This is a genomic window from Prescottella soli (assembly GCF_040024445.1).
GTDB classification, from domain to species: domain Bacteria; phylum Actinomycetota; class Actinomycetes; order Mycobacteriales; family Mycobacteriaceae; genus Prescottella; species Prescottella soli.
The window spans coordinates 2,352,909-2,366,754 of record NZ_CP157276.1; the positions used below are offsets into that span (position 1 = coordinate 2,352,909).

The following is a 13,846-nucleotide window of genomic DNA, read 5'->3' on the forward strand; positions in this document are numbered from 1 at the left end:
CCGGCCCGCGGCTTCGCTCACGAGCCCTTCAGGAACCTCATGTAGAAGGCTGTGAACACCAGGACAATTCCGATGTTCACCATCAGCCGCGCCCAGAATTGGTCCCTGAAGAACAGGACGTCCACCGCAACGATGACGGCTACCAGCGCGACCACGTAGAGCACTGTTCCCTGTCTTCCCATCCTGCCGTTCTACTCGCTGAAAGCTGTTGGCGCTCCGGACATCCGTGGGCGTGGCGGCGGACGATCGGCCGCGGGCGCTCGTCAGCCGAGGCCGGCCCCGGCGTCGTCGATGCCCGACTTCGTCCGCAGCGGCACCTCCCGCCAGATCAGGATCAGCACCAGCGCCGCGACGGCGAGGATCACGATCGGCGGGTAGACGGCCTCGAACGCGGTCGCGAAACCGTTCTTGAACGGTGCCGCCAGCGTCGCGTCGAGCTGCTGGATGAACGACGTGTCCTCCAGCGCCGCTCGCGCGGCGCTCGGGTCGCCGCTCGCGAGCGCTCGGGAGATTCCGGCCTCGGCCGGGTTGGGGCTGTTCACGCCGGCGGCGACGGCCTGCCGGAACTCCGGCGACTGCGCGGCGTCCTCGAGTTGGGTGCTGATCGCCGGGGTGAGCTTCGCGAACAGGATCGACAGGAACAGTGCCACGCCCATCGTGCCGCCGATCTGCCTGAAGAACGTCGCGGCGGCGGTCGAGACGCCCATGTCCTTGGGCGGCAGCGCGTTCTGGATCGCCAGGGTCAGCGGCTGGAGCAGGTTTCCGAGGCCCAGGCCGAGCACGAAGATGTACAGCATGAAGACCGGCAGGCTGGTCTCGGCGGCCACCGAGTGCAACAGCAGCGCCGCGAGCGCGATCAGTACCGCACCGGCGACCGTGAAGATCCGGTAGCGACCGGTCTTGGCGATCAACTGCCCCGACAGCACCGACGCGATCGCGATGCCCAGCACCGCCGGCAGCATCTGGAAGCCGGCCGTCGTCGGGCTCGATCCCTTCACGACCTGCAGGTACTGCGGGATCACCGTGATGGCGCCGAACATGACCGCGCCGACGAGGAAGCTGATGAGCACGCCCAGCGCGAACGTCTGGTTGCGGAAGAAGTGCAGCGGGAACAGCGCGGAATCGCGCATGACGTGCTCGACGGCGACGAAGCCGAGGATGCCCACAACACCGATCGCGTAGCAGGCCAACGCCGGCGGACTGCTCCATCCCCAATCGCGCCCCTGCTCGGCGACCACCAGCAACGGCACCAGCCCGACGGCGAGGACGACCGCGCCCCACCAGTCGATCCGCATGGGCCGGTGCACCGGCGGCAGGTGCAGCACCCGCCCCACCACGGCCAGCGCCGCCAGCCCGATCGGCACGTTCACCAGGAACACCCACCGCCAGCCGGCGATCCCGAGGATCGACTCCTGCCCGGACAGCACGCCGCCGATGACGGGACCGAGCACGCTCGACGTGCCGAACACGGCGAGGAAGTAGCCCTGGTAGCGGGCGCGTTCGCGGGGCGGGACGATGTCGCCGATGATCGCGAGCGCCAGCGAGAACAGGCCGCCGGCGCCGAGGCCCTGGATGGCCCGGAACACGGCCAGCATGTACATCGACTGCGCGAAGGTGCACAGGATCGAGCCGAAGACGAACAGCACGATCGCGGCCATGAAGAACGACTTGCGGCCGTAGATGTCGGACAGCTTGCCGTAGAGCGGGGTGACGAGCGTCGCGGTGATCAGGTACGCGGTGGTCACCCACGCCTGCAGCGCGTACCCGTTGAGGTCGTCGGCGATGGTGCGCATCGCGGTCGCGACCACGGTCTGGTCGAGTGCCGCGAGGAACATCCCGAGCAGCAGGCCGCTGAGGATCGCCAGGATCTGGCGATGCGTGAACGTGGCCTGCGGCCCGGGCGCGACGGCGGAGGCGTAGTCCCGGTCGGCGTCTCGCGCTTCCTCGGTCATCTCGACCCCTCACCGTCGCCCTCGGGTCGTCGGTCAGCGCCCCTTGAACTCGGGCGGGCGCTTCTGGAACACCGCGGTGATGGCCTCGGTGAGGTCTTCCGACGGCAGGAAGGCCGCGTTCCACGCGGCGACGTAACGCAGGCTGTCGTTGACCGCCGCGGAACGGCCGTGGTCGAGCACGTCCTTGATGCCGTGCACCACGAGCGGCGGGTTCGCCGCGATCTCGGCGGCGGTCGCGTGGGCCGCGGCGAGCACCGCGTCGGCGTCCTCGAACACGTCATTGACCAGTCCGATCTTCTCCGCGCGTGCGGCGTCGATGTCCTTGCCGGTCAGCGCGAGTTCGCGCAGATGCCCGTCGCCGATGATCGCAGGCAGGCGGGCGAAGCTGCCCATGTCGGCGACGATAGCAACCTTGACCTCGCGGATGCTGAACTTCGCGTCGGCGCTCGCGTACCGGATGTCCGCGGCGGAGATCAGGTCGACGCCGCCGCCGATGCACCAGCCCTGGATCGCCGCGACGACGGGCTTGCGGCAGTCCGCGACGGCGTTGATGCCGGACTGCATGCGCTTGATCAGTTCGTGGAAGTCGGTGCGTGGGCCGGCCTGCGCCTTGTCGGCGAGGACCGCCCCGAACCCGCTGCTCATCGCCGGCAGGTCCAGCCCGAAGGAGAAGTGCTTGCCGGAGCCGGCGAGCACCACCGCTCGGACCTCCGGGTCGGCGTCGAGTGCGGCGAAGACGCCGGGAAGTTCGTCCCAGAAGTCCGGCCCCATCGCGTTGCCCTTGCCCGGGCCGATCAGGGTGACCTGGGCGACGTGTTCCTTGCGCTCGACTGTGAACGCCTTCCAGCTCTGCTGTTCCGTCATTACTGGAGAGTAACCTTGCGCCTACGACAAGAGAAGACCTGGTCAGGGAGCAACCGGATAGTGGCTGGTGATCGCGACCCGGTTCCATGCGTTCATCACGACCGCGAGCCAGCTGACCGCCGACGCCTGCCGATCTGTCAGGGATCCGTCGTCCCAGGCGCGTGATTCCGGCACCGACAGCTTGGTGACCTGCTCCGCCAACGCCAGGGCCGCACGCTCCTGCGCGGTGAAGTACTGCGACTCCCACCAGGCGGCAACGACTGCCAGTCGGTCGCTGGTCTCGCCCTTCGCGATGGCGTCGCGGGTGTGCAGGCGAAGGCAGAAGGCGCACCCGTTGATCTGCGAGATCCGGATCTTGACCAGCTCGCCCAGGAGCGGGTCCAGTCCGGCCTCGCCGATCGCCGCGTCGCCCTGGGCGCTGAAGGCCATCAGTTGCTTGTAGATGTCGGGGTGCTGCTTGCTGAGGTTCACCGAGCTCATGTGCATTCCTTCCGACGTTCGACGGCGCTCACTTGCTCGAAGCGTCATTCCCGATGTTGCACGATGTTCAGGATGTTGCCGTCCGGCGCTCGGACGAAGAACCGGCGCACGCCCCACGGTTCGGTGGTCAACGGATACACGATCTCGTAACCGAGCTTCCGGGCCTCCGTGTAGGCGGCGTCGACATCGTCGGCGTGCACCGACACGACCGAATCCTCGGGCGCGGACGCATCGCGGGTCACGAGCTGGACGTTCGCCCCGGAGTCCGGCGAGGTGTAGCGGGCCACCCAACCCATGTCGAACTCCTCGGTGCTCAACCCGAGGTAGTCCGTGTAGAAGCGTTTGGCCGCCCCGACGTCGGCGACGCGAAGGTTGGCCGTGACGCGCATGACGCGCATATCGCCCTCCTGCCCCAAGGGTTCGACGGACACTCGAAATCCTCCCAGTCCGAGGTGGATCAGGGGCCCGGACCGGTGAAGAAGTTCAGCCTGCCTTCGGGCGCCGCTCGTTAAATGTGCGCTAAATCCGCGCCGACCGGCCGTTTCTCGATGCCGGGACGCCGGATGATCGAGCTGCCCGCCCGGATCCTCGGCCGGGCGGGTCCGCATCGACGAGCGGAGGACGCACCATGCTGATGCATCAGGGAATCGGCTTGGACCGGTTCAACGAGTTGCCGCGCCGACGCGCGGTGCACGCCCTCTTCGAGTGCTGTAGCTGCCTGGCGTGGTCGGCACGGCTCGCCGACGGGCGCGCGTACGCGACGCATGCGGAGCTGCTGGCCCGCGCAGAGGAGGAGTTCGGCGCGCTGCCGGAATCCGAGATCGAGCAGGTCCTGCAGGGTCATCCCCGGATCGGTGCGCGGAAGCAGAGCCCGTCGTCGTCCCGGGAGCAGTGCGCGGTGTGGGTCGACGACGCCGCCGTCATGCGCACCCTCGACGAGGCCTCCGCCGTGTACGAGGAACGCTTCGGATTCCGCTACGTGTGGTGCTCGGACGGTCGCGACGGCCGGGCACTGCTCGCGGACCTCACCGCCCGGTTGGGCCACGATCCCGAGAGCGAACGTCGGGTCCGAACGACGGAGCTCGCGAAGATCACGCGCACCCGGCTCGAGCGAATGCTGGGGCCGGAGGACGGTTTCCCCGACTACTGAGCGTCGGCGGCGCCCATTTGGGCGCGCGCGACGGCGCCCGCGAACAGCGCCGTGACGGCGGTCCCGATCGCCTGGTGGTTGACGTCCTCGGGGTCGACGGTGTGCTCGAGCACCAGGCCGGAGATCAACGCCGTCAGCGACAGCGCGGTGGTGCGGACGTCGATGTCCACTCCCCACTCGCGGGCGCGGTCGGCGATCAGCTCCACGAGTTTGCTTCGCAGATAACGCCGTTCGCGGATGTATGCCTGCTTGACGCTGGGGTCGCGCACGGCCTGGACCCCGAACTCGAGAACGAGCAGGGACCACTCGGAGTCGGCGATGAGGGCTGACGCGACCGCGGCCCCACCCTTGCCCAACGCGTCGGCGAGGTCGAGCCCTGCGACCTCGGCGAGCACCCGGCCGGCGAGATCCAGGGAGCGCTGCGCGAACAGTTCCGCGAACAGGTCCTGTTTGGACTCGAAGTTCGAGTACACCGCGCCCTTGGTGAATCCGGCGCGGCGGGCGATCTCGGCGAGCCGAGCGGCCGCGAATCCCCGTTCGGCGAATTCCTCGGCGGCCGCCTCCAGGATGCGCGCACGCACCACGTCGCGGCCCGGGCGAGTGGTCGCGAGCATCTCGTCTTGACGACTACCAGTCACGATACCTACGGTATTCAATACCCGCGGTATCGACAAGACGTTCGGTGCCGCCTCGACCCCAGACATCGAGGACTGCCCGTGACTGCACCGAGCACCACTGCCCCGGAAGCCGACGCCGGACGCACCGCGCCGCGCCATTCGCACAGCGATCCGATCGCCCGCTTCGGCCGGGGCAAGGTGATGGCCGCGCTCGTCGTCGGCGTCCTGGCGCTGCAACTCGGCTTCATCCTCAGTTACGTCGCGGCGTTCCATCAGCCGACGCCTCGCGACATCACGATCGCGGTCGTCGCGGGTCCCGGGCTGCCCGACGGCATCGCCCAGCAGTCGGCCGACAAGCTCAACGCGCTCGACGGGCATCCGCTCGACGCCCGGACCGCGACCGACACCGCCGAGGTCCGGCGGCTGCTGCGCGATCGCGAGATTCAGGGCGCGTACGTGATCGAGCCGAGCGGTACGGACACGCTGATCACCGCGAGCGCCGGCGGCAGCTCGATCGCGACCGCGCTCGAGTCGATCTTCGATCGGGTGGCCGCCGACCAGCACCGCCAGGTGACGGTGCGCGACGAGATCCCGGTCGGCATGCACGACAATCGCGGCCTGTCCGGGTTCTACCTGTCGATCGGATGGGTCGTCGGCGGGTACCTGCTGGCCGCGGCGATCGGCCTGATCATCGGCGCGCCGTCGACGCTGCGGCAGGTCTGGGCTCAGATCGCGGTGATGTTCGGCTACGCGGTGGTCTCGGGCGCGTTGGGCGCGCTCATCACGACGCATGTGCTGGGGACCTTCGCCGGGCACTGGTTCGCGCTGTGGCTGCTGGGCACCGGCGTGGTGTTCGGTACGGGACTGTTCACGCTGGGACTGCGGGCCGCGGTCGGCATCCTGGCGGTGCCGCTCGCGATCGCGGTGTTCGTCGTGCTGGGCAATCCGAGTGCCGGTGGCGCGTTCGGTGCCAACGTGATTCCCGGTTTCTACGCCGCGATCGGCCAGTGGATCACGCCCGGCGCCGGCACCGAGGGCGTGCGCAGCATCGTGTACTTCGACAACGTGGGGCTGGCCCAGCCTGTGGTGACGCTGGTGCTGTACTCCGTGGTCGGCGCGGCCCTGATGCTCGGGTTCACCGCGTGGCGTGCACGCCGAGCCGGTAGTTCAGTCGCGCATACGGCTGCCCACGCCGCGAAGTAGTCCTACGCTGAATTCATGCCCAGGCTGCTGCATCCCAATGCGGCGCACGTCGCCGACACCTTGATCGCGCGCGGTCATCACGGGGTGATCGTGAGTCAGCCGGCGCCGACGCACAGCGCGGGTGAGGCCGCGGCGGCCCTGGGCGTGGATCTGGGTGCGATCGTCAAGTCGCTCGTGTTCCTGCTCGACGACGACCCGGTGTTGCTGCTGCTGTCCGGAGCGCACGAGGTGAACGTGGCGGCGACCGGCGCCCGCCTGCAGGGCACCCTGACGCCGGCACCGCTGGACCTCGTGACCGAAGTGACCGGTCAGCCGATCGGCGGGATCGCACCGCTGGGGCATCCCACCAACCTGCCGACCTATCTCGACAGCACGCTCGCCGGTTATCCGGAGCTGTGGGCCGCCGCCGGCCATCCCGACACCGTCTTCCGCACCACGTTCTCGGAACTGCTGCGGGTCACGGCGGGGCTGGCCGTCGACATGGACTGACAACGACCGATCCGCGAAATCGCGCCCGGTGAAAGTAGTTGCCCGCTGAGTGAACGGAACCCTGGTTGACAGGTGAGCCTGGACTTATAGTGGCGACAGTCCACCAGGTTCGAATCGGAGAATGCCTTGTCACAGTCTGTCGAGAATGCGCCCGAACTTGCTGTCGTCCCCGCCGAGCCGGGGGTCAGCAACGACGAGTACAAGGCCGCGATGCGCCGCCACCCGGCAGGCGTCACCATCGTGACCCTCGATTCGGGGAACGGTCCGGTCGGCTTCACCGCGACGTCGTTCGCGTCGCTGTCGATGAACCCGCCGCTGATCTCGTTCAACATCGCGCTGAACTCGTCGAGCATCGATGCACTGCGCGCGGCGGACTCGCTCGTCGTGCACCTGCTCGGGGAGCATCAGCAGCACCTGTCGCAGCGCTTCTCCCGCAGCGCCGATCAGCGGTTCAGCGACGAGTCGCTGTGGGGCCGCCTCGAGACGGGTGAGCCCGTCCTGCACGGCACTCCGATCTGGATGCGCACCACGGTGCACCAGTTGATTCCCGCCGGCGACCACACGCTGGTGATCGGTCTGATCACGCGCCTCCACAACGAGAACGACGACGAGGCGGCCTCCGCCCCGCTGCTGTACCACGAGGGCCGCTACCACCGGCCGACGCCACTCGACCAGTAGTCGGCTCGGGCGCGGACTATCCCGTGTAGGTGAAGAACGCGGCCCCCGCGCAGTCCCCTGTGCACGTGGTGGCGACGAACGACCACCGCACGTTCGGGTCCACCCCGCGCGGGTCCCACGTGGCGATCGGTCCGGCGAGACCTGGCATGCCGAAGGGCCCGGGGGCAACCGCGAACGTCTCCGGGGGTCGCTGTCCGAGTACCACGAACTTGGTGGACGGCGAGGACAGCTCGGCGCGGTCGCCGACGATCCGATAGAAGACCGTCGGGGCGGAGTACCACGGCGGCTTCTGAGTCCCGAAGGCCTCGACGACCGGGAGTCCGGCGTCGAACGCCGCGGCGAGTGCTCCCGCGGAGAGGGATCCGGTGGAGCTGCTGCCCCCGGACGACGTCCAATCCGACGACCAGGACGACGACGTCGGCGGCGGATTCGCTGCTGCGGTCGGCGCAGTAGCCGCCCCGGTTCCCACCAGCGCGACCGCGGCAACGGCCACCCCACCGGCAAGCTTCTTCCGTAACGACATGGATCCCCCTCTGGCTCCGAGTCATTCGAACCACTGTGACGCCCGCGTACCCGCGAATTGCGTACATCAGCCTTCTCGCTCCGGATCCGCGGTTCGTTACCGCGTCTCAGCCGCGCCGAGTCGAGCGCTGTGCCGGCCGTCGACGGCTGGTACATGTAGGAGTGATCCGGTCAGCCGGTACATGCGGACGACGCGTGGCCGACGAACAGGGGGCAAACATGAACGGTCACCGCATCGGGGCGGTGTGCGCACTGGCCCTTGCGCTGGTCACGTCTTCGGCGGCGATTGCCGCCCCGGCCTCCGCGGAGCCGGGTGCCTGGAACCCGACGATCGTTGTGCCCGCGCCGTCGGGACCGAGCGCCGTCGGAAGCACCACCCTCCACCTGGTGGATTCGGAGCGGGCTGACCCGTGGAAGCCCGATCAGCGGCGCGAACTGATGGTCACGGTGACCTACCCGGCCGCGCACGCCGAGAACTATCCCCTGGCGCACTACGTCTCGACCGAATTCGCGACCGGTGCGACGCGGGATCTCGCTGCTGCGCTGAACCTTCCGATCGAGGTTCAGGGCCTGCTCGGCCTCCACTCGAACGCCCACAGCGGTGCGCCCGTCCAGTCGACCGCCGAGCGCAGCCTTCCCGTCGTCCTGTTCTCGCCCGGCGCCGTCGTACCTCGCATCTTCGGAACCGGTGAGGCCGAAGACCTGGCCAGTCGTGGGTACGTGGTGGTGTCGATCGATCACACCTTCGACTCGCAGGCTGTCGAGTTTCCCGGCCTCCGAATCGTCGAAGGCATTGCACCTCCCGAGGAATCCGCGCAATCGGCGGAGTGGCTCCGGACCGCCCTCGACGCCAGGGTCGCCGATACCGAGTTCGTCCTCGACGAGATCACCGCACTGGCAGACGGACACAATCCCGACGTCGAACAGCGCGCCCTGCCGAACGGCTTGAGCCAGGCCGTCGATCCCTCGCGGATCGGGATGTTCGGGCACTCGCTCGGCGGCTTCACCACGGCCGAGGCGATGGCCCGCGACCCGCGCATCGATGCGGGAGTGAACCTCGACGGCTCGCTGGGTTTCGACGACGACCTGGGCCTCGCGGCGACGCACGGTCTCGACCGACCGATGCTGCTGATGTCGAGCCAACAGGTCGCAGACACAGGCGCGTTCGCGCGCTCGTGGAAGGCCTTCCGGGACAACACACCCGGCTGGACGCGGGAGCTCGAGCTGACGCGAGCCGGTCACCACAGCTTCACCGACCTCCAGACCCTCATCCCGCCCATCGCCGCGGAGGTCGCCCCCGAGGCGACCGGGTACTACATCGGAACGATCCCGCCCGAGAACGCGATTCCCGCCGTCCGCGAGTACGTGGCCGCGGCGTTCGACCGATTCCTCCGCAACCGGAGGGCCGACATCCTCGACGGCGCCGACGGACGCTTCCCGGACGTGCGCTACGTCCGATGACGCGGCAGCGGCCACTCGATTCCCCTGAGCTACCACCGACACATCGGTAGACTCGGCTGTTGCACTGTCCGATCCACGGATCGAGGCGTCATGGACCTTCACCTTGCCGGGAAGACCGCAGTCGTCACGGGTGCGAGCAGAGGCATCGGGCTGGCGGTGACAACCGCGCTGGCGGTCGAGGGCGCCCACGTGGTGGCCGGGTCACGAACCCTCACAACCGAACTCGAATCGCTGATACCGGACGGGTCGGTCACGTTCGTGCCGTGTGATCTCGCCACCCCGGCGGGACCCGAAGCACTGATCGCGGTCGCCGCCGACCTGGGCGGTGTCGATGTCCTGGTCAACAACGCCGGCTCGGCGACGCCGCGACTCGGCGGCTTCGCGAGCGTGACCGACGACGACTGGCTCGCGACGCTCACCGTCAACTTCATGTCCGCGGTGCGCACCACCCGCGCGGCGCTCCCCCAGTTGCGGCGCCGCGGCGGCGGCTCCGTCGTCACGGTCAGCTCCGTCAACGCGTTCCTGCCGGACCCCGCGGTGGTCGACTACTCCGCATCGAAGGCCGCGCTCACGAACTTCTGCAAGGCGCTGTCCAAAGAGGTTGCTCGACACGATATTCGGATCAATACAGTCAGCCCCGGCCCGGTCTCGACCGCCCTGTGGCTCGGCGAGCAGGGCGTGGCGAGCGTCGTCGCGAGCGCCGGCGGCACCACTCCACAGGCGGTCAGGGACGCGGCCGCCGCGGGATCCGAGACCGGGAGGTTCACCCGACCGGACGAGGTCGCGGACCTGGTGCTGTTCCTGGCGAGCGACCGAGCCGGCAACATCACCGGCGCCGACTTCGTCATCGACGGCGGTCTGATCAAAACCCTCTGACTGCAGGGACCCTCACGGCCATGGATCGCACATTCGACGACCTCAGCGCCCGCCATGGGGGTGAAGTCGGGCCGTTCAGGACGCGCGGGGGTGGCGGACCAGCCCGAACCGCGCGAGCGCCTCGTCGACCGTGCCGGACACGGTGACCAGACCACGGCGTTCGAGCCAGGGCAGGGTTCCGTCGACGACGTGCCCGAGAACCTTCGGCAGTGCGAGCGGAAGCAGGGTCACACCGTCGGCGACGTCGGCTGCATGGATGTCGGCGACGAGACTCGCCAGCCCCTGGGCGGTGCCGACGTACGACAGCGACGACGGCTGGTACGGCACCCCGAGCGTCTCGTCGAGAAGCGCGAGCTCGCCACGGGCGCTGCGGGAGTCGACCGAGATCAGGGTTTCGACGTCGACGAGGACGGCGACGGTGTCGGGGTCGCGCCCCTCGGCGGCCACCTGCGCACGGATTCGACTGCGAGCCTGCTGGGCCTCACGCAGGTCGACGGCCCGGATGCGGTGGACGACCGGCGGCTGGGCGGCGAGGTCGAGGGTGTCGGGGCCGACGGTCAGGTCGACCCAGTAGTCGGGGCCGGTCAACGGGGTGTTCCCGGCGACACGGGCGGCGGCGGGATGATGTCCGGAGCCGCTCAGTTCGACGGCGACGCGCAGCGCGCGGCGTGGGACGGAGGAGTGGACGGAGGCAAAGACGGACTGGGACATGGCGATTCCTCAGGAGAAGGCAGGTGGTGGACGGCGCGGGACGTCAGCGCGTACACATGCCCGAGGAGGTGCGGCACAGGTCGACGTGGCGGCGGGACCACTGGCTGCCCACGTACCTCGACTCCATGCGCGTCACGCTATCCCCCGATCATCTCCCCCACGACAGTTCGAATCACTCTGATTCCGAGTCTGTTACACGCACTCGGAGGCGCCGGCGGCCTCCGTCGAGAAGCCACGGGTCTCGGGAACCGGGTTCCACAGGCCGTCGGTCTTGCCGTAGTTCCAGGTGGCCTCGCCGGCGACGAGCTGGCGGACGGCCGCGATGAGACGCTCGACGTCGTCGGCGGTGGTGCCCAGACCGAGGCTCGCACGGACGGCACCGTCGCCGTGGCCGATGCGGTTGAGGATGGGGTGGGCGCAGAAGCGGCCGTCGCGGACGCCGATCCCGTGCTCGGCCGAGAGGTACGCGGCGATCTCGCCGGGCTCGAAGCCGTCGATCGTGAACGTGACGATGCCGACGCTGTCCGGGGCGTCCGACCACAGGCGCAGCAGCTCCACGCCGTCGATCTCGCCGAGGCCCTGCGCGAGGCGCGTCGACAGCACGCGCTCGTGCTCGACGACCTTCTCGAAGTCCAACGCGGACAGCGCATCACATGCAGCGGCGAGGGCGGCCACGCCGAGGACGTTGGGGCTGCCGGCCTCGTGGCGGGCGGGGGCGGGCGCCCAGCAGGTCTCGTCGATCTTCACCTCGCGCACGGCGCCGCCGCCGGCGAGGTAGGGCTCGGCCTCGTCGAGCCAGTCACGGCGGCCGACCAGCACGCCGGCACCGAACGGCGCGTACAGCTTGTGACCGGAGAACGCCAGGTAGTCGATGCCCGTCTCGGCGAGGTCCACGCGACGATGCGGGGTGAGCTGGGCGCCGTCGATCAGGACGCGTGCACCGCAGCGGTGCGCGGCCTCGACCAGCTCGGCGATCGGCAGCACCTCGCCGGTGACGTTGGAGGCACCGGTGATCGCGAGCAGCGCGGCAGGCTTGGCACACAGCTCGGCGACGATACGACGGATGGTCTCGGCAACCGTGTCGGCAGCCTCGACCTTGCGGGAGTTCTTCCACGGCAACAGGTTTGCGTGATGCTCGATGTCGAGGACCACGACGTCACCGGGGACGCAGTTTGCGAGGAGGTTGAGCGAATCGGTGGTGTTGCGGGTGAAGACCACCACCTGGTCGGCGTCCGCGCCGACGAAACGCTCGACGGATCCGCGGGCGTTCTCGTAGGCCTCGGTGCTCACGCGGGAGGCGTAGCCGGCGCCGCGGTGCACGCTGGCGTAGAACGGCAGCAGTTCCTGAACCCGATCGGTGACCTGCGCCAATGCGGGTGCGCTGGCCGCGTAGTCAAAGTTCGCGTAGGTGCAGGTTCCACCCCCGACGAGTGGAACCTGCAAGTCACAGCCCGACACGCGGGCGAGCGGAGAGGTGGCACAAGCGTCGGCGGTCAGTACAGCGGTCATCACAACATCCTTCGGGTCTTGGGACCCGTCAGCGATGAGAGTTGACGCCGTCGGAGTCCGCGCTTGCCATGTCCTTGTGGACCATGACCTGGTCGTCACCCGGAGCACCCCACCGCGGTTGGAGGGTTGCCGACCAGCTAGCCGGGGCTTGACGCTGGTACTCGTGACCTGGCAACGAGAATGACAGAGCGATTCGAGCGGTGTCAACCCGAACCCGCCCAGTTTCGAATGAGATGGCGGTCACATCCGCGGGGCGCCGCGAGTCGGGCAGGCGTCCAGCATCGGGCCGCGGACCAGCCCGCGTCGACTTCCGAAACCAGCTTCAATCGTGGTCCGAAATCTCACTACTGCAACATGATTGATGCGGAGCAGCGATCCCGCGCTAGGCAATCAGGGCGTAGGTCAGGCCGGCGGCGACAGCGCCGGTGAGCGCACCGACGACCACCTGACCCCTCGTGTGGTCCCCGAGATGAACCCGGGACCAGCCGATCAACGGCGTGAGGACCAGTGCGAGCAGCCACCACGGCGACACCGCCAGGGCCAGCACCACTGCCACGCCGGCCGAAACGCCGGTGTGGACGCTGACCTTCCAGCGGAAGATGCTCGTGATGACGGCGGCTGCCGCCAGTGCGACCAGGCCCGCCGCCATGAACGCGATCATCTCGATCGGTGCATGCGCGACAATCTGCACCACCAGCCCCGCGACCACGACGACCAGCAGCGCGACGATCAACAGGTGCCGCTCGTCGATCTTGGTGACATGATGATCGCCGATCTTCGCCCGCCGAATGCCGGCCAGGATGATGGCCATCGGCACGACGCCCGCGCACACTGCGACGAAAGCACCCCAGCCGGGCGCACCCACCGAGATGCCGATCACCATCGACGAAACGATGTTGACGACCCACGGCGCGCCGGCCTCGGTCAGCACTCGGGCAGCCACGTCGACCGCGTTGCGCCGTTCCCGCACAACGGCATTCGTCATCGTTCCACGACCAGCTCTCCGTTCGTTCGGGCTCGGGGAAACGAGCCGCCGGACGGCAGGTGACTGTACTGGAGGCCCGAGCCGCGGGAGGCACGCCCGCTGCAGCCGTCGGTGGACTCAGCCGGCAACGATCTGCCGGAGCTCGACGCACCTCAGCGGAATCCGCGACGCCAGCGCCACTGCGAACGGGCCGTCCGTCACCAGCGCGTACTCGTCGGTGCCGGGAATCGACGCGGGGCCGGTTACCCCACTTTCGTGAACACGACCTGCCGGGGGCGCGGATTTCGCCGCATCCGGGGGAGAATCGTTCGAAAGAACCGACAGCCTGGCCGACGGGTACCCGGCGACG

General features: G+C 68.8%; 17 protein-coding genes and 1 riboswitch. Of the genes, 6 read left to right on the forward strand and 11 right to left on the reverse strand.

Annotated features, from left to right (window positions below):
- Positions 1-17: 17 nt before the first annotated feature.
- The 5 genes from ABI214_RS11065 to ABI214_RS11085 form a co-directional block, all read right to left on the reverse strand.
- On the reverse strand, positions 18-182 hold the full coding sequence (locus tag ABI214_RS11065; protein WP_348610150.1) for a hypothetical protein: 165 nt from the start codon (positions 180-182) through the stop codon (positions 18-20).
- A gap of 81 nt (positions 183-263) precedes the next feature.
- Entirely contained in the window at positions 264-1,952 is a 1,689-nt protein-coding gene (locus ABI214_RS11070; protein WP_348610153.1) for an MDR family MFS transporter, read from the reverse strand.
- A gap of 33 nt (positions 1,953-1,985) precedes the next feature.
- Entirely contained in the window at positions 1,986-2,816 is an 831-nt protein-coding gene (locus tag ABI214_RS11075; protein WP_348610156.1) for a crotonase/enoyl-CoA hydratase family protein, read from the reverse strand.
- 42 nt (positions 2,817-2,858) lie between these two features.
- Complete coding sequence (locus tag ABI214_RS11080; protein WP_348610159.1) at positions 2,859-3,296, reverse strand: carboxymuconolactone decarboxylase family protein; 438 nt, start codon at positions 3,294-3,296, stop codon at positions 2,859-2,861.
- A gap of 44 nt (positions 3,297-3,340) precedes the next feature.
- A complete protein-coding gene (locus ABI214_RS11085) occupies positions 3,341-3,694 on the reverse strand; it encodes a VOC family protein (protein ID WP_348611507.1) in 354 nt (117 codons plus the stop codon).
- 230 nt (positions 3,695-3,924) lie between these two features.
- Here ABI214_RS11085 and ABI214_RS11090 point away from each other — a divergent pair, with 230 nt between their 5' ends.
- Positions 3,925-4,446 carry a 2-oxo-4-hydroxy-4-carboxy-5-ureidoimidazoline decarboxylase gene (locus tag ABI214_RS11090; RefSeq protein WP_348610162.1) on the forward strand — a complete coding sequence of 174 codons (522 nt, stop codon included), beginning with the start codon at positions 3,925-3,927 and terminating at the stop codon, positions 4,444-4,446.
- Here the strand turns inward: ABI214_RS11090 and ABI214_RS11095 are convergent.
- Positions 4,440-5,060, reverse strand: coding sequence for a TetR/AcrR family transcriptional regulator (locus ABI214_RS11095; RefSeq protein ID WP_348611511.1), 621 nt, complete (start codon positions 5,058-5,060; stop codon positions 4,440-4,442). The two genes, ABI214_RS11090 and ABI214_RS11095, sit on opposite strands and share 7 nt — an antisense overlap.
- 204 nt (positions 5,061-5,264) lie before the next feature.
- Here ABI214_RS11095 and ABI214_RS11100 point away from each other — a divergent pair, with 204 nt between their 5' ends.
- The 3 genes from ABI214_RS11100 (at position 5,265) to ABI214_RS11110 (ending at position 7,433) form a co-directional block, all read left to right on the forward strand.
- Positions 5,265-6,266 carry a hypothetical protein gene (locus tag ABI214_RS11100; protein ID WP_348611514.1) on the forward strand — a complete coding sequence of 334 codons (1,002 nt, stop codon included), beginning with the start codon at positions 5,265-5,267 and terminating at the stop codon, positions 6,264-6,266.
- 15 nt (positions 6,267-6,281) lie between these two features.
- The gene (locus tag ABI214_RS11105; RefSeq protein ID WP_348610165.1) at positions 6,282-6,755 is read left to right on the forward strand and encodes a YbaK/EbsC family protein; all 474 of its coding nucleotides are present in this window, start codon (positions 6,282-6,284) and stop codon (positions 6,753-6,755) included.
- A 126-nt stretch (positions 6,756-6,881) separates the two neighbouring features.
- Positions 6,882-7,433 carry a flavin reductase family protein gene (locus ABI214_RS11110; protein ID WP_348610168.1) on the forward strand — a complete coding sequence of 184 codons (552 nt, stop codon included), beginning with the start codon at positions 6,882-6,884 and terminating at the stop codon, positions 7,431-7,433.
- Positions 7,434-7,449: 16 nt separating this feature from the next.
- Here ABI214_RS11110 and ABI214_RS11115 read toward each other — a convergent pair whose 3' ends face one another.
- Positions 7,450-7,956 carry a hypothetical protein gene (locus ABI214_RS11115; protein WP_348610171.1) on the reverse strand — a complete coding sequence of 169 codons (507 nt, stop codon included), beginning with the start codon at positions 7,954-7,956 and terminating at the stop codon, positions 7,450-7,452.
- 194 nt (positions 7,957-8,150) lie between these two features.
- Between ABI214_RS11115 and ABI214_RS11120 the strand changes: the two genes are divergently transcribed.
- Positions 8,151-9,416 carry an alpha/beta hydrolase family protein gene (locus tag ABI214_RS11120; protein ID WP_348610174.1) on the forward strand — a complete coding sequence of 422 codons (1,266 nt, stop codon included), beginning with the start codon at positions 8,151-8,153 and terminating at the stop codon, positions 9,414-9,416.
- A 90-nt stretch (positions 9,417-9,506) separates the two neighbouring features.
- Positions 9,507-10,292, forward strand: coding sequence for an SDR family NAD(P)-dependent oxidoreductase (locus tag ABI214_RS11125; RefSeq protein ID WP_348610177.1), 786 nt, complete (start codon positions 9,507-9,509; stop codon positions 10,290-10,292).
- A gap of 75 nt (positions 10,293-10,367) precedes the next feature.
- Here ABI214_RS11125 and ABI214_RS11130 read toward each other — a convergent pair whose 3' ends face one another.
- From ABI214_RS11130 to ABI214_RS11140, 4 genes are all read right to left on the reverse strand, one after another.
- Positions 10,368-11,003: a hypothetical protein gene (locus tag ABI214_RS11130; RefSeq protein ID WP_348610180.1), complete on the reverse strand. Its 636-nt coding sequence runs from the start codon at positions 11,001-11,003 to the stop codon at positions 10,368-10,370.
- 43 nt (positions 11,004-11,046) lie between these two features.
- A complete protein-coding gene (locus ABI214_RS25495) occupies positions 11,047-11,130 on the reverse strand; it encodes a putative leader peptide (protein WP_408586108.1) in 84 nt (27 codons plus the stop codon).
- Between the two features lie 65 nt (positions 11,131-11,195).
- On the reverse strand, positions 11,196-12,512 hold the full coding sequence (locus tag ABI214_RS11135) for an aminotransferase class V-fold PLP-dependent enzyme (protein WP_348610183.1): 1,317 nt from the start codon (positions 12,510-12,512) through the stop codon (positions 11,196-11,198).
- A gap of 54 nt (positions 12,513-12,566) precedes the next feature.
- Positions 12,567-12,681, reverse strand: a riboswitch (SAM riboswitch).
- 213 nt (positions 12,682-12,894) lie between these two features.
- Positions 12,895-13,497: a hypothetical protein gene (locus ABI214_RS11140; RefSeq protein WP_348610186.1), complete on the reverse strand. Its 603-nt coding sequence runs from the start codon at positions 13,495-13,497 to the stop codon at positions 12,895-12,897.
- Positions 13,498-13,846: the final 349 nt, after the last annotated feature.